Origin of the sequence: uncultured Maribacter sp. (genome assembly GCF_963977385.1) — a bacterium.
In the GTDB taxonomy this organism is placed as follows: Bacteria; Bacteroidota; Bacteroidia; order Flavobacteriales; family Flavobacteriaceae; genus Maribacter.
Map to the genome: position 1 here is coordinate 193,480 of NZ_CAXBOU010000003.1, position 25,360 is coordinate 218,839.

15 protein-coding genes are annotated in these 25,360 nt (G+C 34.9%); 5 read left to right on the forward strand and 10 right to left on the reverse strand.

What is annotated here, in order from left to right; genetic code table 11:
* Nucleotides 1-71: 71 nt before the first annotated feature.
* The gene (locus AAC084_RS06270) at nt 72-12,413 is read right to left on the reverse strand and encodes a T9SS type B sorting domain-containing protein (protein ID WP_339838386.1); all 12,342 of its coding nucleotides are present in this window, start codon (nt 12,411-12,413) and stop codon (nt 72-74) included.
* Nucleotides 12,414-12,576: 163 nt separating this feature from the next.
* Here AAC084_RS06270 and AAC084_RS06275 point away from each other — a divergent pair, with 163 nt between their 5' ends.
* A complete protein-coding gene (locus AAC084_RS06275) occupies nt 12,577-13,659 on the forward strand; it encodes a hypothetical protein (protein WP_339838389.1) in 1,083 nt (360 codons plus the stop codon).
* Nucleotides 13,660-13,765: 106 nt separating this feature from the next.
* Here the strand turns inward: AAC084_RS06275 and AAC084_RS06280 are convergent, their stop codons facing one another.
* The 6 genes from AAC084_RS06280 to AAC084_RS06305 all read right to left on the reverse strand — a co-directional run bounded on the left by AAC084_RS06280 (nt 13,766) and on the right by AAC084_RS06305 (nt 19,283).
* Nucleotides 13,766-14,824: a nucleoid-associated protein gene (locus tag AAC084_RS06280; protein WP_339838393.1), complete on the reverse strand. Its 1,059-nt coding sequence runs from the start codon at nt 14,822-14,824 to the stop codon at nt 13,766-13,768.
* Between the two features lie 61 nt (nt 14,825-14,885).
* Nucleotides 14,886-15,383, reverse strand: coding sequence for a hypothetical protein (locus AAC084_RS06285; RefSeq protein WP_339838396.1), 498 nt, complete (start codon nt 15,381-15,383; stop codon nt 14,886-14,888).
* 26 nt (nt 15,384-15,409) lie between these two features.
* Nucleotides 15,410-16,444, reverse strand: coding sequence for a COX15/CtaA family protein (locus tag AAC084_RS06290; protein ID WP_339838398.1), 1,035 nt, complete (start codon nt 16,442-16,444; stop codon nt 15,410-15,412).
* Nucleotide 16,445: 1 nt separating this feature from the next.
* Entirely contained in the window at nt 16,446-17,870 is a 1,425-nt protein-coding gene (locus AAC084_RS06295; RefSeq protein WP_339838401.1) for an HD domain-containing protein, read from the reverse strand.
* Nucleotides 17,871-17,874: 4 nt separating this feature from the next.
* Complete coding sequence (locus AAC084_RS06300; RefSeq protein WP_339838404.1) at nt 17,875-18,435, reverse strand: L-threonylcarbamoyladenylate synthase; 561 nt, start codon at nt 18,433-18,435, stop codon at nt 17,875-17,877.
* A 17-nt stretch (nt 18,436-18,452) separates the two neighbouring features.
* A complete protein-coding gene (locus AAC084_RS06305; protein ID WP_339838406.1) occupies nt 18,453-19,283 on the reverse strand; it encodes a glycosyltransferase in 831 nt (276 codons plus the stop codon).
* 99 nt (nt 19,284-19,382) lie between these two features.
* Between AAC084_RS06305 and AAC084_RS06310 the strand changes: the two genes are divergently transcribed.
* Nucleotides 19,383-20,201, forward strand: coding sequence for a glycosyltransferase family 2 protein (locus AAC084_RS06310; protein WP_339838408.1), 819 nt, complete (start codon nt 19,383-19,385; stop codon nt 20,199-20,201).
* Here AAC084_RS06310 and AAC084_RS06315 read toward each other — a convergent pair.
* Complete coding sequence (locus AAC084_RS06315) at nt 20,183-20,977, reverse strand: glycosyltransferase family 2 protein (RefSeq protein WP_339838410.1); 795 nt, start codon at nt 20,975-20,977, stop codon at nt 20,183-20,185. The genes AAC084_RS06310 and AAC084_RS06315 overlap by 19 nt on opposite strands.
* Before the next feature lie 160 nt (nt 20,978-21,137).
* Complete coding sequence (glf, locus tag AAC084_RS06320; protein WP_339838413.1) at nt 21,138-22,247, reverse strand: UDP-galactopyranose mutase; 1,110 nt, start codon at nt 22,245-22,247, stop codon at nt 21,138-21,140.
* 128 nt (nt 22,248-22,375) lie between these two features.
* On the opposite strand from glf, the gene AAC084_RS06325 reads away from it, so the two are divergent.
* Nucleotides 22,376-23,410 carry a beta-1,6-galactofuranosyltransferase gene (locus tag AAC084_RS06325; RefSeq protein ID WP_339838415.1) on the forward strand — a complete coding sequence of 345 codons (1,035 nt, stop codon included), beginning with the start codon at nt 22,376-22,378 and terminating at the stop codon, nt 23,408-23,410.
* Nucleotides 23,411-23,413: 3 nt separating this feature from the next.
* Here AAC084_RS06325 and AAC084_RS06330 read toward each other — a convergent pair whose 3' ends face one another.
* On the reverse strand, nt 23,414-24,229 hold the full coding sequence (locus AAC084_RS06330; protein ID WP_339838418.1) for a 2,3,4,5-tetrahydropyridine-2,6-dicarboxylate N-succinyltransferase: 816 nt from the start codon (nt 24,227-24,229) through the stop codon (nt 23,414-23,416).
* Nucleotides 24,230-24,329: 100 nt separating this feature from the next.
* Here AAC084_RS06330 and ruvX point away from each other — a divergent pair, with 100 nt between their 5' ends.
* Nucleotides 24,330-24,740 (forward strand): Holliday junction resolvase RuvX, encoded by a 411-nt coding sequence (gene ruvX / locus AAC084_RS06335; RefSeq protein ID WP_339838421.1) that lies wholly within the window; start codon nt 24,330-24,332, stop codon nt 24,738-24,740.
* Nucleotides 24,741-25,331, forward strand: coding sequence for a peptide deformylase (gene def / locus AAC084_RS06340; RefSeq protein ID WP_339838424.1), 591 nt, complete (start codon nt 24,741-24,743; stop codon nt 25,329-25,331).
* Nucleotides 25,332-25,360 lie beyond the last annotated feature (29 nt).

Sequence of the window (25,360 nt, forward strand, 5' to 3'; positions counted from 1 at the left end):
ACTATTTTTAATTCTAGTAAAGCAATCGCTAAAAAAAACAATCATTAATGAATTGCCTTTTTTAAATGTATTTATCTGTATAAGGTAAAATGCCCAATAAATTCCCTTGTATCAGCTTCACCATTTAATTTGATGACATACCAATAATCCCCAGATGGTAGTTCGGTAGTTTGATAGATACCATCCCATCCGTCTTTATTGTCTTGAAACCTGTAAACGCTACGACCATACCTGTCGAATATGCTGATAAAAATGTTTGGATAAACCTCAATGTTTTCTGGTTTCCATAAATCGTTACCGCCATCACCATTAGGGGTAAAGAAATTAGGTATTTCGATATCAATAAATTCAATAAAAATACTGGCTGTTATCTCACATCCATTTTCATCTATAACGGTAACCAAATACGTATCGGTTTCAGTGATGTAAAATACCTTTTCAGAGCCATTGTTGGTATCACCAAAGTAGAAAGTATAATTTTCCTTACCTCCGGTAACTGTTGCTGTAATTTGATTAATATTTGTCTCGGCCACAGTAAGTGTAAGTGGGTCATAAGATTCAATTTCAATATCATAAGTAGCAATACAGCCATTTGCATGAGAAATACTGATAAAATGATTTCCAGGAGTCAACTCGCGGAAAATAGGATTTAACTGCATTTCCATTGGGTCTACAGTGTCTAAGCCAAAAAGAACATCATTTTCTATGCTTGGATCATTTAGTACAATGTTTACATAATTGCTTGGAAAAACGCCATTACAACCATAAATAGGTTCAACGATAGCTCCAAGATCGACACCGGCATCTATAGTTACAATTATGGTTTCTTCACAACCTTGCGCATCCTCAATAAAGATAATGTAATCGCCTGCAGCCAAGTTTGTAAAGCTTGTTCTACCTTGAACATAATCTGTTTCATCTGCTAAACGCGTGCTGTATGGTGCAGTACCACCTATTATAGATAAATCAATAGTTCCGTCTTCTTCGCCTACGCAAATTTCTGGAGTACTTGCTGTGGTTATTTCTAAAACATCTGGTTCTACTATGGTAGCTTCAATAAGTTCAAAACAACCGTTAGAATCTTGTGCTATAATAATATAATCACCAGGAGCCAATTCATCGAATGTATTGTCATCACTAAAGCGATCTAAATTTGGTGAAATTGCATATTGATAAGTACCTGATCCGCCAAGCATGTTTACAGTAATACTACCATCTTCTTGTCCATTGCAAGTAACATCATTGAAAACAGTATTAGAAGTATCGATTAGAAGTGGGTCTGGTTGCGTAATTGTTATAGCTGTAGTTGCAACTTCACAATCATCACTCTGTACTCTTACGTAATAAGGACCTGCCAATAAATCTGTAAACAGACCTGTTGGTTGATTTGGACTTACTTCGTTTGTTAAACCTGCATCAGAGAATAAGGCATATTGGTAATTACCTAATCCGCCTTGAGCTTCAGCATTTATAACTCCCGTATTATCGCCGTTACAATTAATTGTCGGATTATCATTATCCAAAGTTACTGTCAATGGAATAATTGGGTTAATGGTAACGCTGTTCGTTAAAACCGAAATACAACCTTCGCTATCTTGAACATAATATTGATATGTATTTGGTGAAACACCTGTAAATAAATGGGTGTTTGGGCCATTAATTTCGTTCATTGCATTGAATGTTGATGTACCATCAATATTCCACATATAAGGACCTGTACCACCTGAAGCTGTTAATAATAACTCGGCATCAGATAAACAAGTAGCTCTTTGTGCGGTTACCAACTGACCTTTAACTTCAATAGGTTCTAAAATTTCTACAACTGCTGTTTCATCTGAACAGTTTAAGTCATCTAAAACAGTAATGCTGTAATATCCTGATCTTAAATTGCTAAAAGTCGCGGATGTTTGTGCACTTGATGTTTGTAATAAATTGGCTCCAGGAGCATCAATATCATAAGTTTTAAGAATGTATCTATAATTGGTAGTAACCGTTCTAGGTGTAAAGCCACCTGTTAGCTCAGCAATGGTATCGCCCTCACAAACCAAACCTTGAATAGATTGAATATTTGCAACTATTGGTTCTGGTGGAGATAATACAAAAGCATTTGTAAAGGTTTGAGTACATCCTAAGTTATCAGTTACTTCTACTGTATATTGACCATCACTTAAACCTCTAAATAGATTACTATTTACTTGATTAACTGTGTATGTTGTACTAGTACTAACATGTGTTAGAACAATTTTAAAAGGTGCTTCACCACCATTAGGGATAATATTCGCACTACCCATATCATTGCTACAACCAACATCATTGGTTTCTATCGTAGCTAACGTAACAGGAGCACTTGGCGAGGTAATGGTAAAAGATCGTTCTTGAATACATTGTGGTGTACCAACTTGTGAAGCTCTTAATATGTAGCTACCAGCTGCAACTGGAATTAAAGCTGTTGTACCTGTACCATTGAAAGTGCCAGCATCATCTGTACGAGTGGTAGCTGTTGCATCTGCATTTAAAACTGTCCAATTATAATCTCCCGAATAAGTAGCATCGGTAAACGTTACTTCAATACCTCCATCAGTTCCGTAGCATACTACGTCTGCAAGTTTATTAACATCTACTTCGAAGGTGTTAGGGTTTTCTACGATATGCGTTCTTGTAATTTCGCACCCTGTAGTTATGTTTCTAATTCCAATGGTATAGGTGCCAATTGCCATATTGGTAAATACATTGTCACCGGTTTGATACGTTGTCGATGGCAATATTCTAAACTCATAATTAGCAAGGTCAGCTGTTGTATTGGTAACTGTGCTAGTCACATTTACTCTAATATCTTCAGCATTATTACTACAATCCAGTTCTGTAAGAACAGTAATTGTTGCGTCAACAAAAGTATCATAAGGGTCTATAGGGACTATGTGTTCAACAGAACAACCTTCATCATCATAAACTCTTACAATAATATCTCCACCAGCGGCATCGGTATGTGTATACACTAAACTGCTGCTATTTTGAAGAACACTTGAAGTAGCGTCATCAATGAATTCAAAACGATCATATGTTCCACTACCACCATTTATTAAACTTGCTTCAATTGTTATAGTTGCATTATTACCGTCATTACCGTTTGCACAACCGTATTGATCAGGAATAGGAGCAGTAAATGTGATTAATGTATTTTCATCAACAACCACTGTTTTTACTGTCGGACAGTTATTCGGTCCTCTACCGGTAACATCATATGAACCACCAGGAAGTCCAATGAAAGATTGTGTCGCAGCATCCCAAGATGCACCTGCTGGCATTGGATCTAAAACATAAGTCAATGGATTATTTCCGTTATTAACCTGAACCAACTCAATACTACCATCATTAGCGCCAGAACAACTAACCTCAATTGGAGTTGCCGTGAAATCTGGACGAATAGCCGCAGGTATGGTTACATCAAAAGTTCTAAAACAATTTGGTGAGGCAGTACCAATATCATAAACATTGACCGTATAAATTGTATCTACAGTATTGTCAGGTACGCTAACTGGTACGTTCATGGCTCCGCCAGTAAGAGTCTGTCTTGTTTCAACATCTGCTGATGAACTGTCAAGTATTTCGAACTCATAATTCCCAGAACCTGAAATACCTTCAATAGCTATTTCAGCCTCATAACCGGTACCACAGCCTAATTGCTTGGCTAAACTTGCTGAAGCCTGTAGGGTAGGGTGAACATCTATATTAATTGTATCTGTACAACCACTTTCATCTTTAATGTATACATCATAATTACCGGCAGGTACTGAGTTGTATATGCCGCCGTTGTTTTGATAGGTACTACCGCCATCTATAGAATAAAGAGTACCTGTGCCAGTAGCAATTATAGTAACTGAAGCGTTAGTATTACAATTAGTAATTACTACATCATCAATAGTTGGTGCTGCAGTAAAGTTCATAATTACATCATCAAGCGGATAAGTACACCCATATTGATCTTCTACAGTTACAGTATATGTTCCTGCAGGTGAATTTGCCGCTATTTCTATTGGATTGTCATCTGTTGTGGTAATCGTAGTAAATGGGCTAGGTCCTGTAATAGTGTAGAAGTAAGTACCTCCACCACCTTGTACATTGTCAATTAATATTAATCCAGGATTTTCACAAGAAATATCTTGAATAGACTGTGTGTCTCCTGTAATTTCTTCTAACATTTCCAATTCCTCGTTTTCACTAGCACTGATACATTGTGGAGTTCCACCATTATATTGTTGTACTTCAATATAGTATTCATCTTCTGGTAAGCTTGTGACATTTATAGTACTGGAGTAGCTAACAATGCCGCCACTATCTCTTATTACATTGCCATCTATATCATATAAGAACCATTCCATATCAGGTTCTATGGAACCATCTGTATCTGTAATAGTATACGCTATCGAACCATTGCTTGAACCTTCACATGCAGGAGTAACAACAGAAGTAATGTCCATTGGGTTAACGACCTCGTCATTAACATTTACGCTACTTTCTCTAACACAACCAACTGCATCTCTTACATAAAAAACATAGGTTCTACCTGGAATTAAATTAGGGAAAGTATGTGTTGAACTAGCAGCATACGGAGTTGTCCAACCATTAACTGGGGTAATAATATTAAAATTAGCAGGATCATCTGTATATGTATATTCATATGGTGCAGTACCATTTTGACCACGTACACTTACCTGTAATTCATCACAATTAACGATAATAGGTAGTATTGTAATGTCTAAATCATCTAAAGGATATGGAATTAATAAATTTGGTAAATCAGTTTGACAAATTGTATTTCCACTACCGTCAACTGTTCTAATTGATGGTTCTACTTCAAATCCTGATAAGTAACCTCTAAACTGGTCAGATGTCTGCCAAGTTGCACCACCATCATCACTAAATTCAAGTGTACCAATTGTTGTTGTATAGTTTACAAAGTCAAAACCGAAATCATTAATGTCACCTGTACAAAGAAGTGGAGTTCTTCCCTCAACTGTTGAGGTAAGCTCTGCTGGCGCTGTAATGGTTACCGTTTCTGTCTCAGAACAGCCACCGTCATCTGTAATAATTACATCATAAGTTCCTGCTGCTAGATTGTAATAAGTTTTAGTGGAACCTACTACATTAGTTTGTACTTGATCAGGTGTACCATTGGTTACATCTACCAGTCTGTAATCGAAAGGAGAAAGTCCATCATTAATAGTCACGGCAATATTACCGGTGCCATCATGACAATCTGGGTCTGTAGCTACTGCGCTAATGTCAAGTACAGGGCTAGCGGTAATGGTTTCTGTAACCATGGTTTGGCAAGCATCTGTAGCATTTGCTTTATCTCTTACATAAATATCAAAATCTCCAATATCGGCTAAAAGAATATTAGTAGTATTACTAGCAGAGAAATCGGTATCAGTTACAGTACTCCCAGAGGGAATAAAAGCATATACAAAATTGTTGTCGCCGCCTGAAGCTGTTGCCGTCAAGCTACCGTCGGCACATAAACTTGCATTTACAGGCACTACACTTAATGAAATAGTCGGAGCTATAATTATCGATTGAATAGAGGTAGCACAACCATATTGGTCATTTACTTCTACATCATAAGTGCCTTCAGATAGGGCATTGAACGTATATGTTAGGTCGGTTATTGGAGAAGGTGTTTGCCATGCCCCATTGTTAATTCTAAATGAATAATTACCATTACCATCTGTTACCGTTGCTGTTACCGTACCGTTATTTTGACCATCATAACATTGTGTGGCGGTTAAGCCAAAAGCAATAGTATCTGGTTCAACTATATTTACAGTTGCAGTTGATACTACTTCACAATTGTTTTGATCTTTAACTCTTACATGGTAATCGCCAGCTGGTACATTTAAGAATTGTGATGATGTACTAAAAGTTCTTACAATAGTATTGTCTGTTCTTTCTAATTGATACTCATAACCGGGAGTACCCTCTGTTGCAGATGCTTGCAAAGTAGCTCCTGTATTAAAACATGTAAATTCTGCGGTTTGTTTAATATCTACTGTTAATGCATTTGGTGATGTTAACGTCGCCGTTGTCGCTGAGGTTGCAGCACATGTATTATCGTCTATTTTTTCGACCCTAATAGTATACGTGCCATCTGCGAGGGTTGAAGGTGTAGTAATCGGAGAGGTTGTTTCGGTTACCCAAGTTGTACCTCCGTCCAAAGAATACTGATATCCAAAAGCAGGATCAAAGTTAGAAACCTCAAAACGTATACTACCATTATCACTAGTATTACATGTAGGGTCTGTGCTTCCTAAAATAGCTACTTCAAAAGTTTTTCCAGTTTCTATAATAACCGATATATCTTGTGTTTTTTCACATATCTCAGGAGTTTGAGAAGCCTGTATATCATCTAATACCAAGAAGTTACCGTTGTCACTATCAAGATTAGTACGTAATACAAGACCAACTGCAGTATTAGCACCTGGGTTAAACGTAACCGTTCTTAAGTGCCAATCGTCTGCATTATTATTCTGGGGAATAGCTGCTGTTGCCTGGCTACTAATTACTGTACCCGAACCATCAACCAATTCTACCAGTACTTCTGGGTCGTTACCTGAAGCATTGTCTATTAATATATTGTATGCATAAAGTGATATAGTGATATCTTGATTGGCAAGTGCTTCCAACCCTGTTCTTGACCATAAAATATTATTATTACCTGCTGAGGTACTTACCCCAATTGCCATAAATCTACCATCGGTCAACCCTGTATGGTCATTTGGACTTCTCCAAGATGCATTAGGATTGGTAATTCTATTGGTAACTGCATATTCAGCATTTACAAGAATTCCGGCAGGTCCTAAATTACAATCCGTATCGGTACCATCTTGTGGTTCATAACAATACCCAGCACCAATTTCTGCAATCTGGGTTGTTACTCCAGCTCCAAAATCTTCAAGGAATAATATGCTTTGTTCTGCAGCTACAGTACTTGTGTAACCAACCGTTACCGTTTGAGTTCCAGCAGTTACATTGTTGAAAATATTACTATTTAAGGGTGAGTTATCTGTACCGTTTAATTTGTAAGTATAGGTAAAGTCCGTTGTGTTAGAAGGGGTAATTGTAACTACTCCCTCCCCATCACATTCATACGTAATGGCATTAGTGAATGTAGGGTCAATAGCTGCACTAGGTACCGTAATTTCTAAATCTGTAGAACAACCTAATGCATCTTTTACTGCCAATTGATAATTACCCGGAGTTAAGCGTCTTTCATCAACTGTAGAGAAAGTATTTCCGCCATCAAAACTGTATTCATAAGGAGCTTGACCACCGCTAGCATTTAAAATCTTAACTAGTGCAGTTGGTATTGTAGCGCCAGATGTGTCACAAGAAGCATCTTCTAATATTGAAGGTGATGCTGTTAATATAAACGGTTGAGTAACCTCATAATCAATAGACTCTTCACATCCATTGCCAGTTGTGCCACTAGAATCCATAACAGTAATAGTATAATTTCCAGCTGAAATATTGTTGAAGAAGTTTTCTGTTTGATAAGTTGTACCACCATCATGACTATATTGATACGGTGCGTTACCGCCAGTAGCGTTTATAGTCATTACAGATGTAGAGGAATCCGCACAAGTAATTTCTGTGTTGGTGGCTGATATGGTAATAGTTCCCAAATCTTCCATGGTTACTATATTAGAGAAACCATAGCATCCATTATCATCTCTTATTACAAAAACGTAATCTCCTTCTTCATTAGGAATATACGTTGATGGAGTACCTTCATAACCAAATAAGAAAGTCGTATTCGGGGAAAAATCTGAATCAGGTATTGTAGTCTCGTCAGTATATGGTGCTAAACTATCTTTACTATAAATAGCAAATTCGTAACCTGTTGTTCCACCTGACGGAGTTAAATTAATAACACCTGCGGTACACGTTATGTTTTCTTGATTTGTAGCTGTTAATCGTAACTCTGGAATTTCGTCAACTGTAATAGTTCGCTCATCTAAACAACCATCTGTAGTAGAGGTGACAATTACATAGTCGTCTGCCGCAAGGCCCGTAAATGTATGTGTGTTATCTGATGAAATTAAGTTGTTTGTAACCAATGATCCTTTACCACCGCTACCATTATCCAAATAGAGTTCGTAGCTATATTCTGGGGATACATTTAAAGCTTGTATTGTAATAGTACCAGCATCGGTACAATCAAATGGTGTAGTGCTAGGTATTACTTCAAATATTCTTTCTGAGATTCCTATCTCCTCTGTTTCAAAAATACAGCTATTAGCAATTGGTGCTCCAGTTGAAGGATTAAGCTGTGTAATTTGAACTTTATACGTACCAGCACTAGTGATGTTAAAGTTAGGACCCTGACCAGCACTAAATGGAGTTGCGATAGTGTTGTTCTCTACATCATATAACTGGTAACCATATCCAGAACCTAGGTCAATTACTCTTATTAAACCATCTGTATCACAAATAATATCTGAAGAATCTGGTTCAGGAATATCTAACGTGTTTTGGTATGAATTGAAATAGAATCTACTAAAACATCCACCTTCATAGCCAATAACAACTCTGTATTTTCCACTTTCGGTAACAGTAAAGTTATCTGCATCGGTCTGTTCGTTCCAAGTCCAATTGCCATTGGTATTTGCGCAATTGTCACTAGCATCGCCACAAGTTGCAACATCACAACTTGTTTCATCTAGTTTTTCCCATTTTATGCTTAATGCATCGGTAATACCTAATTGTATAAAAGCACTATCTGTATCTCCACATAAGAAAATATGAGGCATTGAGCTATTATCATTTGAACATGTAACGGTTTCCCCTTGAATATCGTTATCAGGATTGGTATCTGAATTTACCTGGTTCAAATAACTGATAATTGGGTTCGTTTGAGTTTCTCCGTACCGCTCAACAGTAATTAATTCTGTATGGTTAGCACAACCTGATGTTGCTGTCTTTTCAACTATATAATTACCTACTGTGGTTACTACTAAAGTATTAGAAGTTCCGTCATTTAAAATAGTATCGCCAGAATCTATTGATCCATTATTATTAGTGTCTATTGCCCAAGTATACGTGTCAAATCCCAAACCAGCTGAAAGAGTGCCACTGGCACCACAAAGCTGAACCGTACGTGCTACGTTACAATTTGCTAATGCATCTGATACATTGTTTGTAGCTACTTCTAGGGTAGTGGTACAAGCACCTGCAGGATTACTGCCGTCTTCATCTGAAAATATATTAGTGTTTAGGGAGCCAGTATATGTTGCATAGGCATGATTCTCTAATTGAGAAGCACAGGCTGCAACAAATTCAGAACAGTCACCAGAAATTGATACCGTTATTTTGATTTTATATTCTGGATCTCCAATTTGAACTAAATCATTTGGAACAGTAAATATTATGGTTTGCGTATTTGCATCATAAGAACTGGTTACGCCCGGGGCATCATCAATATTTATGTTATCTAGTGTAACATTGGTAGGTAAAACATTTTTTATAGTGAAACTTGTAGCATGGTCATCTCCGGTATTTTGAAAACGCAATACATAATTGTAAGTGTCGCCTAAGTTTAGATCTTGACCATTAATATCTGTGCCTCCCAATAATTCTGATGTATTACCAAGAACAATTACCGGTGCAAAAACTTGATTGTAAGATGCAGCATTTACAGTACCATCAGTTGGGTCAACAACAGGTGTGCCTGTTCCATATTCACCACTATCACCACCGTCTGCAGTATCATCTTTATAAAATTCATTGGCATCACTACATCCATCATCATCGCTATCTAAATCTAAAGAATCTGGATATCCATCTCCATCGGTATCGCAACCTGCGGTTAAAAGTGTACCTCTCAATACTGTAGGTCCTCTTAGCACTTGACCAATAGTTACTGAATTAGCACCAGATGAATTCCAAGATGTTGTATTTGCAGGTGTATCTAATTGCATTGCTTCTAAAGCACTGCCTGTAGTTCTTTTTGCAAATAATTCGAATTTTCCGTTTTGATCAATAATGATTCGTAACACTGGATCACCAATAGAACCGCTAATGGTCCAGACACTTGGGTTGCCGTTTGTTCCATGCATTGTACCATCTAAATAACGCGCAACGTTACCTGGTACACTATTTTCAAACTGTACTTCTCCTGCAACGTCATTACCATTAATGTCCAGGGTAAATGAATTGTCTAACTCATAAATGTCAAGAATTAGATAATTGTTGACGCTCATTAATTCACTCGTTACCGAGTTGCCATTACTAATATTTACTGATAAAGTATCACATTCATCTTCGTCATAAATTCCGTCATTATCATCATCTAAATCAACAATATCAATAATACCGTCGTTGTCAAAATCATTATGAACAAGAATATGTGCAGATGTACTATCACCTGTAACATTAGCGTCTACTTGATCTTGTGTGTTTATTGCAGTATTTGTTAAACTTAATAAGGGTAAGGTGTCAATTTCATCGGCAGTTACTTCTAACGTTAGAAATGCTACCTCACCTGGTGCCAATGTTCCAATGTTCCAAACACTTCCGTTCCAAGATCCTGTAATTGTAGAGGCTTCCTTTAAGGTTAACCCTGCAGGAATATTATCTGTGATTTGAAGATTGGTAATAGGTAAATAATATAGATTTTCTGCTCTAATAGTAAATGTGGCAGTTTCTCCTTCTATTATTTCTGGTTTATCAACAGTTTTTTCAATCTGAACATCTGGCTCACAATAGAAAATTTTAATTGTTTGTGAGTCGTAGGTACAAGGTCCTTTTGTTCCTCTTACATAATAATCACCGGCAATAGTTGCGGCGTAGTCGTAAGAGTTTGCTCCAGGAATGGCTACACCATCAAAATACCATTGATAAGCATCAAAGTTATCATCAGAAGCCTCAAAAATACTTGACCCCGAAAAGCATTCCCCCTCGGTACCTCCATTAATTTTTAAAACTACTTCTGGCACGGTGTCAAATCCTGAAAAATAACCAGCAACACCTTGTGCACCATTAAATCCAAAAAAACCAATAGCCATTGGTCCGGTTGAGGTTACACTAACATCCCCATCTAAATTTGGTATGTAGAATGTTTTCCAATCGTCTGATCCGGCAACTGGGTCAGAAGCAGGTTTTGATATTTCAACTCCATCTTCATATACCTTAACATTAGCATCAATTGTGTTTACAGAAGCGATAATTGTTAATCCGCCAGTTACAGTACTACCAGCAATGTTACGAATGTCTGGTATGTTGTCCATTACATCTGGTAACAAACAGTTTACTGGCGCTACAAAGTTCAACCCTTGTGTATATAATGCACTTGAACCTGCAATAGATTGATAAGCATATACATCTTTAGAGGTTTGAACGAACATATTCGCACCTGCTGAATTATTAGAATAATTAGAACTCGGTATTTTATAATATTCACCATTATTTATTGTAGCAATTGCTGTAGTACTACCGTTTACAAATATTTGGGTGTTATCTGCCGTAGCAATAACCAAAGGGAATTCTGTAAGTCCGTTAGTGTTACCGTTACCTCTTATAAATACGTAATCTTTACCTAGTTTATTAATAGGTACTGGTTGATCTATACCGGCATCTCTATGGCTTTGACCATCTTGACTACCAAAATTGATAGAACCATTACTAATTACAATATCTTTTGTAGAAACAATTGAAGCCCCGATCCAACCATCTTCATGGGCTTGGGTAGGTGACGTACCAATGTAAGTTTCGTACACAAATGATTCATTTGCGTTTAAGGTTATTGTATGTGAATTGGCAGTAATGCCAGCTCTATTTCCTGCAACTCTAAACTCACAACCAGGATCGTAACCAGATAGTACCACAGTAGTGTTATCTTCGGTTGCCATTATACCAAGGGTGTTAGATTTTGATGAGTGACTTCCTTTATTTGGAACACCACCCCATTTAAAATTAGTACCCATAGCTTGTCGACCCTTAGCTGTTAGCGATGCAGCTTGTGATCCAGATTTACCTCGGTAATTGACGTAAAATTTTTGTCCACCTGCAGAAATAAACCGCAAACCGCTATTGGTAAGTACTTTACCGGTATTGTTGTTATCTACCAGGGTAATGTTATTATCACCGTTACCTAAAGTCCAAACACCAGGATTAAGATTGTTTATGTTGATTGTTCTTACGATTGTATTCGATGTACCTCTGTACACGTAAACATCAAAAGAAGTAGTTTCTGGAGTTGATAGGTGAATAGCTTGGTTCTGAATACCTGCGTTGTTTTGACCTTGCTTCATTGGTGGTAAATAATGAAGGTCACTTAATTGCGCAAACCCTAAAAATGAGTTGAATGCAATTAGAAAAAACAGTATACCCTTAATATATGATTTAATCAGATAATTCATTGGCTTGGTTTCATATAGAACAACCAACAAATTAAATAAGGTTTAAACATCTGTAAAAATAAATGTTGTCAATGCATACTATTATGTTGTTGTACCTGTTAATTCTATTTATTTTCAAGAGATTATTAGATTGAAATGTTTATTTTGTTAAGAAATTTGTAGTATGTCAGAAGAACGATTAATGTCTAAAAAGAAACCAGCCTATCCTGTAAGTGAGGCTTTAGATGGCTATTTGGATCATTATAGTCGTAAAATAGAGATACCTATATTTTATGATGATTTACTTCGGTTTTCTGGTTCAGTAGTTGTTTATGATCAAAATGACGAGGATACTTTATGGGTAAGAGCTTATTATTCTGAATTCGATAGAAAGGAAATTGATGATAGTTTAAAAAAGGTCTATTCTATTTTGCACTCTGATGGAAGTAATAATATTAATCAATATTTGAATGTCGATGCGGTAGATTTCTGTACGTTCGGAAATTCTAAACCTTTTAGAATAAAGATTCGTAATATTCTGAATGATAACTTCACGTATTTCTATATCAAAAAAACGGATGCTTCACGAATTTATGGGTTGGAATTAGAGCACATGCTTTCACCTTATAATTTAAATTTTTTGGTTTATAAGGATACTTTAATTGAGGAGCATATAGCCGGTATACCTGGCGATGAGTTTATTAAGAATATGTTGCCGAAATGTACAGAACCTGAAAAGGCACAATTAGCCAAAGAATTTGTAAAGTTTAATGAACGTTGTATGATTCGGTTATTGGGAGATATGCGTTCATATAACTATGTAATTGTACCTACCCATGATTTTGACCATGTGGTATATAAGATTCGTGCAATAGATTTTGATCAACAATGTTTTGAAGGTAAATTAAAGGTATATAGGCCTCAATTTTTTAAGGAAAACTATAAAATGGTTGAGTTGGTTCGTAATAAATTGAAGAGAGACTCTGTAGATCAATATAAATTGGAAGAGCGCTCTATGGTGGCAAAACGTATTTTAAGTTCTGGAAATAGAATTAAAAAATTGCGAGCCATTTGTAAGACCGATGAAATTTCAACACCAGAGAATATAGCCCTGCTTAGAGAGCAGATAGAAGTTCTTACGATGGATATGGATTTTCAAAATTGTACAACTATGGGTGAAGTACTTGATTTAGCGCTAAACTTTGTACGTCGTAATTATGAAGATGTTAGTATGAAACAGATTATCGAGAATAATATAAAAATATAATACAAAGTAATGTCTATTTGAAAAAGTCAAATTGTTCATAAAAAAAGAGGATGAATATTTTATTCATCCTCTTTTTTATATCTAGTTACTATCGAAATAGCTACTCTTAACTCTTCTGTTCTTTGTTGAAGTAAACAAGGTAATAATACATTTGTCTTTCTTCGTCCCAACCTTTTTCTACGAATTTCTCTGCCGATTCCGGATTTATAAAATCTAGTTTTATTTGTATGTTGGTATCCAGATTAATCACATTTTTAATTTTCTTTCGTGCGTCGGATACCGCTTTATTGGCAATGTCAAAATTAGAAACATCTTGAATACTATACTTGGGCCCTTTCTCAGTTTTATAATTTTTAAACTCTGGTATGAGTTCAGGGTTTTCCATGACCTCATTCAAAAATGTAGATTCTTCAAAAGAATCATTTTTTGCAAAATGGTTAACTGCACGGTTCATGAACAATACCTCTTGCTGTTTGTCTTCAGCAGGCAAAACAACATCCTTTGCAAAGTTTTGACAGAATTTTAAATAATTTTTGGTCTTAAAGTTGTCATCTGAAAGTGGGTCAACACCTAAGAAGTTTTCTATCCAATATTTAGTGTCGTATTTATTACTATCTACGGAAAGAACTTTATACCCTTCTTCTTTATCTACATTAAAAATTAAACAACCCTTATCTAATTTATTGATGTTGATACCTTGTTGAATAACAATGTCAAGATTACTGTCCTTTTCTTCGAATTGAATAAAATCGTGCTTTAATTCGCTTTTAAAGATGCCTATTGCATCAACTTTTTTGTTGTCTAATAATAAACCGGTCAAGTAAGCAACATATACTTCTCCACTTTTAATATGCGGGTGATTGGATTGCTCAAATAGTAAAGAAGCTATTTTTTTAGAATTCAAATGAGCCTTAGAAGTGTCATCGAAAACTTCGCTTACAATTTTAAAAAGTTCGTTGAATTCAACATCGACTTCATTAGCCAATTTGTAATAGTTTTCTTCCTTCTCCCTAAAAGGTTTAAAAAAGTATTCTTTTAATAAACCTGTAGTTTCATCATTTAACCTGAAAGGTTCTTCTGAAAGAAAAACGCCTTCATTTTTATTTTTATTGCCAACTCTATGTATAGAAATACTTTCAATTTGGGTTGCATATAAGTTGATCATAGAATGTTCTTATTTATAGGATTGTTCTTAAAAAAGGAGATTGAATTTCATTAACAACTAACTAATTCCAATTTTCATCAAAATCAAGGTCGTCATAATTTTCAAAGGTATCGTCAAAGTCAAAAGCACTATTTTCTGCTTTGAAGTTTTTTTCGGGTGGTGTTTCAGGTAATTCTCCAAATGAAAAAAGTACATTTGGGTATGAATGCCCATCTTCTTTTTCTTCAATATCGGCAAGTTCAACAAAGAACGTCCACATATTCATGAAGTCATAAACGTAAATTAATTTAGGATTGTCTTGAGTAATTACATCTTCTAAATAAGATTCGTTCATTAATCGAACATCAGAACCAGACTCACTCATATCAAAAAGTGCAATCTCTTCTTCTTGTTGCCACTCATCATTGCACGTATAAAAAGAGGCCATTTCATTTCCTAAGAATCCAAATGCTTGTGTTATAGCATTGTGAAAGTCTTCTAATGAATTATGCGCTTCAATTTCTAAATCTCTGAAAATATCTTCCTCAGCGTCTAAAATTATACGAATTTTATAGATCATACCTTATTTTTTGCGGGAGGGCAAAGTTACGAAGTTTTGGCGTTTTTTCTAGGCTTTAATGCATCTAAAACTATGTAGAACTGTACACCGAAAAGAATCGAAGCCAATACAAGGTGTAAAGGTTGACTGGCAAACGGAAAATTCAGATAATTCATTGCAATACCTGTGAATACTTCAACTATTAATAAGAAGAGAACCCAATAGATTTTAATGTGTCCTAAATTTAATTTAGTTATTCTAAAAGCTAAAAAGGCATTTAGCAACAAGACTAAAATTGAAAATGACCTGTGAATATAAAATAAAAAAAGTGGGTCTTTAAGCCAAACACTCTTTGCTTCATATCCATATATATCTATTTGTTCATCAACAAATTGTCGTACTTGGGTGCCCATAATAATTTGAACTAGGGTAAGGCCTATTGCCAGAATACTTAGGTTAAGCGTAAGTTTATCAAAACGAATAAGCTTGTTCTCGGAATTGGCTAAATAAATAATATAAAGAAGCATAGCTACAATGACCAAGGCCATAAACATATGTAGTGTAATCTTAGCTGGTTCTAAAACAGAATATACTACGGTAGCTCCTAACCATGCTTGAAAGACCATGGCGAAAACCACCAACCACGACAGTATGGGTATGCGTTTTTTCTTTTTCCAAAACTTAATAGAGGTAATGGCAAGTAATAATGTGGCAAGACCTGCTAAAGCTCCGCATAATCTATTGATATATTCTATCCAAGTATGCCAAGGGTTAAATATGGCATAGTCATGTTTGGTATAAAGTTCCCAATTATCTGAATTGAAAGAACTGTTGGTGGTGAATGTTTCTTTAGATATCTGTAAAGATTTATTTTTTATAATAACTTGACCTTTTTCGAATAATCTATCTGGTTGCCATTTCAGCTCGACTTCATCGGTGGGTGGAATATAATATCCAAAACATTTAGGCCAGTCAGGACAACCCATTCCACTGCCGGTCATACGAACAACAGCCCCAGCTATAATTACTAAATAAACTAAAAATAAAGATAGTTTGGCAATTTTTCTAAACTTAATTTCCATACTAATTCGTTGTTACTAGCCCTAATTTCTCTCCTTTAGCAAGCATAAATTCTTTTGCTGCTTCGTACTCATTCGGTATTTCCCCTTCTAAGATAGCTTCTTTTATAGCTTCTTTAATTATCCCAATTTCTTTGGAAGGTTTTAAAGAAAAAGTTTCCATTATTTCTTCTCCACTTATAGGAGGTTGAAAATTACGAACATGATCACGTGCCTCTACTTCTTCGATTTTTTGACGAACCAATTTAAAGTTTTGATGATATTTACGCTGTTTTTTAGGGTTTTTTGTGGTGATATCGGCCTCGCACAACGTCATAAGGTCTTCTACATTATCACCGGCATCAAATATTAGTCTACGTACTGCAGAGTCAGTTACGAAATCTTCGGCTAATACGATAGGCCTAGAGCTCATCAGTACCAATTTTTGAACAAACTTCATCTTTTCGTTTAACGGCATACGTAAACGTTTAAAAAGCTTGTATACCATTTTAGAACCTACAAATTCATGACCATGAAATGTCCAACCAATTTTTTTATGGAATCTTTTAGTTGGTGCCTTACCAATATCATGCAATAAAGCTGCCCAACGTAACCATAGGTCATCTGTAGCTTCAGATATATTATCAACTACTTCTAAGGTGTGCCAGAAATTATCTTTATGTTTTTGCCCTTCAATTTCTTCAATGCCCTGAAGCGCTGTAAGCTCAGGAAGTATTAATTCTAGTAGTCCGGTTTTATGCAAAAGCGAAAAACCTAATGAAGGTTTTTTGCACAACATTATTTTATGAAGCTCATCTAAAATACGTTCGTTCGAAACAATTTTTAAACGATCCTTATTTTCGGTGATAGCTTGTAAAGAGGGTAGGGCTATCTGAAAATCTAACTGTGTGGCAAAACGAATTGCTCTCATCATCCTTAAAGGGTCATCAGAGTACGTGATGCCAGGCTCTAGAGGAGTTTTGATGATTTTGTAATCTAGATCTTGTATTCCATTAAATGGGTCAAGAAGTTTCCCGTAGTTTACCTTGTTTAATGAAATTGCTAAGGCGTTAATGGTAAAATCTCTTCTTTTTTGGTCATCATCTAACGTACCATCTTCTACAATGGGTTTTCTGCTATCTCGCTGATAGCTTTCTTTTCGCGCACCAACGAATTCAAGTTCAATGCCCTCACTTTTGATCATGGCAGTACCAAAATTTTTGAAAACAGATACTTGAGGTTTGTTATCTAATTTTGAAGCTACTTTTTCGGCAAGTTTAATACCACTGCCAATGGCAACGACATCTATATCTTTCGGTATACTTCTACCTAAAAAGTAATCTCGTACAAAACCACCTATAACATAACAATCTACAGAAAGTTCTTCTGCAGCTTCTGAAATAATTTTGAAAATAGGGTTGTTTAAAGCGTTTATATGGCTCTCTTGCATGTTCTTATTCTCGAATAATCTTCACAGTATTATCATTAGATAATCTAATAATAGATGATGCGGAATCATTCTGTTTCTCTCGGTGCAAATTTACCACATAGTCTACACCTGATAAAATGGCTTTGTCTATATTTTGGAAACTTTTCGGAGTATTTTCTCCAGAAATATTAGCTGAGGTCGATACTATTGGTTTTTTGAATTTACCAATTAGGTACTGGCAGAATTTATCTGAAGCTACTCTTATGGCCAATGTATTATCAGATGCAATCAGATTTTTGGCTACACCACGAGGTTTGTCATAAATTATGGTAGTGGGTTTTGTAGCTAGGTCGATGAGGTCATAAGCTAGATCCGGAACTTTTTCAACATGTTTCTCTAGCATGGCATCATTTGCAACAAGACATATTAATACTTTACTGTCTTTACGTTGCTTCAGCTTAAAAACCTTTTCTACGGCAGTTTCATTAGTTGCATCACAACCAATACCCCAAACAGTATCAGTAGGGTAGAGTATGAGTCCACCATTTTCAAGAACCTCTATACACTTATTAATTTCTTCTGTCATAGCTTTTCTGAAATTGTTTAAAGAAATGTTTCGGGTTTAATATTAAAATACTGGGTTAATGCTAGCCATTGAGTCCTGTTTTTGTCACCACCTATATTCGATTTTTTAAGGGAGTGCTTTTGAGATCCTGTAATAGGTATAGGTGTTTCGGCTCTATTTTTAGCTAATATAGAATTCGTCCCATTTAATAATGCCATTGCTTTAAACCAAAGGTCATCTGCTTTAGGAGCCAATGCTAAGAATAATTCAGAATTAGTAGTATTATCTGAGAGTTTTTTAGGAGGGTATAAAACACCTTCTGCTCCTATAGGGATTACAGCAGATTTATTAAAGGAGTTGTTCTGGTCATAAACCCAATTCTTGTATGTTTGAAGCTCTCCGTTTTTAGTATAACGAATATACCTAGTTTGATTTCCGATAATACTATTAGGATGCGCTTTATGTTCTTCATAAAGTAAACGAAGCCAATTAGAACGGTACATCATATCATCATCACAAGTAATAATAATATCTTTTGGAAAAAGATCAAGGCTATGAATTAATTTTCTGTGAGAACAAGTTAATTTGGAATACATGATATGAAATAAATCACTTTCTAATATTTTTAATTTACTTGGTATTTCATCTTTTAAAGATTCATGTAGCCAAAGAATTATTTTTTTTGGTTTAGAATCTTGGTTCAAGATACTTCGTATGGTTAAATGCAAAGTATGTAACCTTTCTGGTATAGAGGTTAAAGAAACAATAACAGGTATTTCTTCTTTTGTTTTAGAAACTATACTTTTAACCGAAAGCGATGAAAGTTTAATTGAAGTGTAAATAGATACAGGTATTTCTTTCAACTTCATTTTACAATGCTGTTATTTGTCGTTTATTAATGTAGCCAGTCTTTTCAAGTTCAAAGATAGATAAGACTTTTATATTTTTGTGGTAATTTGAAACGCAGTATGGAGATTCCTAAAATAAGTATCATAGTTAGTACATATAATGCCGAAGAGTGGTTAAAGAAAGTACTGTGGGGTTTTGAGCAACAAATTTTTAAATATTTCGAAGTTGTCATAGCTGACGATGGTTCAAAAGAACCAACGAAAGAATTGATTGCAGAAATGTCTAAACAAGTTCATTATCCAATAGTACATGTGTGGCAAGAGGATGATGGATTTCAAAAATCAAAAATTTTGAACAAGGCTGTTACTGCTTGCTCTGCCGATTATATCATAATGACCGATGGTGATTGTATACCTAGAGAAGATTTCGTTCAGGTACATTATATAAATAAAGAACAAGGATATTTTATTTCTGGTGGATACTACATGCTGCCTATGAATATATCTAAACTGATTACGCTAGAGGATATTGAAAAGCAACGGTGTTTTAATATTCAGTGGCTTAAAGAAAAAGGTATTCCTCAAACTTTTAAGAATAATAAACTTACTGCCCAAGGATTTATTTCTAAGATTTTAAATTGGATTACACCTACCAATGCCAGTTGGAACGGTCATAATTCATCTGGCTGGAAAAAGGATATTGAGAATGTAAACGGCTTCGACGAACGTATGCAGTACGGTGGTCAAGATAGAGAATTAGGAGAACGACTTTTTAACTTCGGGTTAAAATCTAAACAACTACGTTACAGTGCTGTGTGTGTACATTTAGACCACAAAAGAGGGTATAAAACACCGGAGTCAATTGCAAAAAATGTAGGAATTAGAAATGTGACAAAGAAAGAAAAAAGGGTATGGACTTTTTATGGCATTACTAAGTAATACGCAAGCTCATTCTTTTGTTCAAGAGTTTTAAGTTCTCTGTAACGTTCTAAAACGCCAAGAGCGTTTAAATGACAAATAATGAATCCTTTTTTACCATCAAGAATACCAAGACGTAAGATGTAATGGTTGAAAAATTTCCAACTAGTCTTTAAAATCATCTTTACATAGCTATATTTCTTTTCTTTGTAAAAGGACTCAATGGCCTTCAATCTGCCATATTTCAACATTTTATTCTTGTAGTCTTCATGGTCCTTATAACAGAAGTGAATAAGCTTCTCATTTAAAATACCAGAAGTTCCATCAACATCTAAAGTTTCATGAACGATTTTACAATCAGAGAATTTCGCATGGCTTTTTCTGAAAAGGCGATAATTTTTATCGGTTTGCCAACCACTATAATTCAATTTTTCATTCTTGAACATGAATTGGCGATAAAACCAAAAAGCTGAAATATCGGTACCGCTAGAAACCGTATCTACTATTTCTTGTTGTAATGCATTGGAAACAATTTCATCGGCATCTAAAAACAAAACCCAGTCATTTGTGGCTTGTTTTAAAGTAAATGATTTTTGAGCTGTGAAATTTTCAAAAGGATTTTGAATGACTTTTACCTTTGGGTGACTTTTTAAAAATTCAAAAGTGCCGTCTGTACTAAAAGAATCTACCACAATAATTTCGTCGGCAAAGGAAACAGAATCAATACATTTTTCAATGTATCCCATTTCGTTGTATGTGATGATTAAAGCGGTAAGTTTCTCTTTTTTGGTAATCATAATATCCAATTTGATTGGTTGGCTCTAATTGGAGCGAACAAAGTTATAACAAAAAATGAATTAAAAAATTGTATAGTGAAGTAAAATTCTTACATATTTAAAATATATTCTTTGAGTTATTGACTTGTTAACTAGAGTTGTTTTTATCAAATGGTTGCGTTTAATTACCAAGAATATTTTTAATTTTTGCTAACGCTGCACCTATAACTTGATGCATGTCATAATACTTGTATTCTGCTAACCTTCCGCCAAAAATAACGGTATCGCTTTCACCCTTTTTTTTGTACTTAGAATACATAGTATTATTCTTTTCGTCATTAATTGGATAATAGGGTTCTAGGTTTGTTGAAGCTTCTAAGGGATATTCTTTTGTAATAACTGTTTTTTTCTGTTGGCCGAATTCAAAATGTTTGTGTTCTAAAATTCGGGTATAGGGTATTTGTGCTTCTGTATAATTTATAACGGCATTACCTTGATAATTTTCTATATCTAAAATTTCATGATCAAAACGTAAACTACGATACTCGAGTTTACCAAATTCATAGTTATAGTACTCATCAATTTTTCCTGTAAAAACTGTATTTGTAGCTAATTTTTGTAAAGATTCTTTATCCTTAAAATAATTCACACCCAATTGCACTTCAATACCTTCTAGAAGCCCCCCACTAAGTTCATTATAACCACCTATTGGTATTCCTTGATAGTTATCATTAAAATAATTGTTGTCGAAAGTGTACCGTAGCGGTAGTCTCTTAATAATGAATGCGGGTAATTCAGTAGCTTTTCGTCCCCATTGCTTTTCACTGTAGCCTTTTATTAACTTGTTATAAATATCTTCCCCTACTAAAGAAAGCGCTTGTTCTTCTAAATTTTGAGGTCTGTTTTTTTGATGTTCTTTGCTTTGCTCTTCAATAATGCTTTTTGCCTCTGTTGGGGTCTTAACTCCCCAAAGTTGATAGAAGGTGTTCATATTAAAAGGCAGATTATATAATGAGCCTTTATAGTTTGCTACAGGTGAATTGGTATATCTATTGAAGGGAACGAAGTCATTTACATAATCCCAGATCTTTTTATCATTCGTATGAAAAATGTGGGCTCCATAAGCATGAACATTAATATCTTCAATTTTTTTACAATAGGTATTTCCTCCAATATGTTCTCTTTTATCAATTACTAAGCTTGTTTTTCCTCTTTTTTTTGCTTCATGTGCAAAAACAGCGCCATAAAGTCCTGCGCCTACGATAAGAAAATCATACTTTTTGTTTGACATAAAATTCAGTTATTTATCACTCAAAGATAAGGTTTGGGTAACGCAATTTTAATAAAATAGATTTCCAAATATCTTTTTGTGCTTAAAGAATATTAAACTTGCATTTCTTAATTATAAATTACCCATTTATGAGTTCTGAAAATTATTACTACATATCTAGAAACTATAAGTTCTCAAAAAATGCTGCCTCTAAACCGAAGATGGATTGTGAGACGGTTTTAGAAAAGAATGGTTTTAAGAATTTAGGATTTAAACAAACTAATCATCCGAGTTCTGCACTGGGTGCGATTATTAGTTTTTTCGGAATTACAAAAGGGCTTTTTTTGCTACCAAGAAAATCAGTTTTCTGTATGCAATATCCGCTTAGTAAGTTTTTTGGGTACATCACAGGTATAGTATCAATGAAAAAATGTAAGCTTATCATTATTATACATGACGTTAAGTATTTGATGGGTAAGTCTACCGACTTGAAAGGTGAAATGGCCAAATTCAACCGAGCTAATACCTTAATTGTTCATAACGAATCTATGAAAAATTGGTTTCTAGAAAATGGCTGCACAGCACAGTTAGTAAGCTTAGAATTATTCGATTATATTCATTCAAGTGATAAACATGCAACCACTAACAAGCCATATGATGTAGTATTTGCAGGTGGGTTGGGGAAAGAGAAAAGTGAATTTTTATATAGCATGGATAAGCTTAATCCGTCAAACTATGCCTTAAAATTATATGGCAACGGATTTAATGTAGCAGATGTTGAACAGACTGATTCGATTTTAGATTACCAGGGTGTATTCTCACCTGATGAGGTTATCGATAAAATAGAAGGTTCTTTTGGATTAATATGGAACGGGAACGCTCTAAATGAGTGTTCTGGCGATTTTGGAAAATATCTATTATATAATAATCCGCACAAGACATCTTTATATCTCTTGTGCGGATTACCCGTTATTGTTTGGAAAAAAGCTGCCATTGCTAAATTCATAGAAAAAGAACAAATAGGTATTACCCTAAATTCTTTAAATGAATTAGATGAAGTTTTAAAAAACTTGGATGCTAATTCATATTCCGATATGATTACCAATGTGGAAAAAATAAAAGCAAAAGTAGCTTCTGGTTTTTATTTATCCCAAGCAATAAAAAAAGTAAAAGAAATAGTTTAAAGATTAAACCGCTACATCATACTCTCTAAGAGCATCGTTCAATGATGTCTTTTTATTGGTGCTTTCCTTTCTTTGACCAATGATTAAGGCACAGGGCACTTGAAATTCACCCGCAGGGAATTTTTTAGTGTAACTACCGGGTATAACCACTGAGCGTGCAGGTACTAATCCTTTTCTCTCTACTGGTGTTTCACCTGTAACATCGATAATTTTTGTACTCATTGTTAAAACTACATTCGCTCCTAACACAGCTTCTTTCTCTATTCTAACGCCTTCTACAACAATACATCGAGAACCAATAAAAGCACCATCCTCAATAATTACTGGAGCAGCCTGTAATGGCTCTAGAACACCACCAATACCAACACCACCACTTAGATGAACGTTTTTACCGATTTGTGCGCAACTACCAACAGTGGCCCAAGTATCTACCATTGTACCTTCATCAACATAGGCTCCTATATTCACGTAACTAGGCATTAATATAGTGCCAGCGGAAATATATGCCCCATGTCGAGCAACAGCATTAGGCACTACTCTTATTCCTTTTTCGGCATATCCTCTTTTTAGCGGAATTTTATCGTGGTATTCAAAAATACCGGCCTCTAATGTTTCCATTTTTTGAATAGGGAAATACATAACAACCGCTTTTTTTACCCATTCATTAATTTGCCACCCGGTGGATGTTGGTTCTGCGCATCTTAATTTACCAACATCTAAAAGGTCGATAACTTGTCTAATACAATCTTGGGTTGAAGATTCTTTCAAAAGATCTCTATTATCCCAAGCTTTTTCTATTTGTGCTCTCAGTTCTGTCATTTTCATCAAAATTTTCTCAAATATAAGTTGAAGTGGAGTAATTCACCATTCGCGAAAGCACATATAACAAATTATCCTTTATTTTTGCCAAAAATTAAGTTTGGGAAGGATTCTTGCAATTGACTATGGAATAAAAAGGATTGGTTTGGCGGTTACTGATGAAATGCAAATGATTGCTTTCGGGTTGACCACTATTCCTGAATCTGAAATATTTGACTATTTGACCGAATATTTAAAAAAGGAAAAGGTTGATACTATTGTCGTTGGTGAACCAAAACAAATGGATAATACTGCTTCTGAATCAGAAGTTCATATTAAACCATTTTTAGTGAAGCTTGGAGAAAAATTTCCATCGATAGCTATTAAAAGGCATGATGAGCGCTTTACCTCTAAAATGGCATTTCAAACCATGTTAGATAGCGGTCTAAAAAAGAAACAACGAAAGAATAAAGCATTAATAGATGAGATTAGTGCAACTATTATATTACAAGATTTTTTAAAGACATTATAAATGATTTTACCGATTATAGCATACGGAGACCCCGTATTGAGAAAAGTTGCCGATGATATTGATAAAGATTATCCTAAACTGAATGAGTTGCTTACCAATATGTGGGAAACTATGTATAATGCAAGCGGTGTTGGTCTTGCGGCACCTCAAATAGGTCTGCCTATTAGAATATTCTTAGTAGATACCACGCCTTTCTCGGATGATGAAGAGCTAACTAAAGATGAGCAAAAACAGCTAAATGGTTTTAAGCAGGTATTTGTAAATGCCTATATTGAAGAAGAAACCGGCGAAGAGTGGGCTTTTAACGAAGGTTGTTTAAGTATACCAGATATACGCGAAGATGTTAATAGAAAGGATACTATTAAAATCACTTATTTGGATGAGAATTTTAAAAAACATTCAAAAACGTTCGACGGATTATTAGCCCGTGTTATTCAGCACGAGTATGATCATATTGAAGGTATTTTGTTTACCGATAAATTATCTGCTTTAAAAAAGAGAATGTTAAAAGGTAGATTGACCAATATATCTAAAGGAAAGATCAGTGTAGACTATCGCATGAAATTTCCTGCAATGAAAAAAGGACGTTAAAATCATCTTATAATTAATAGAAAAGTGTA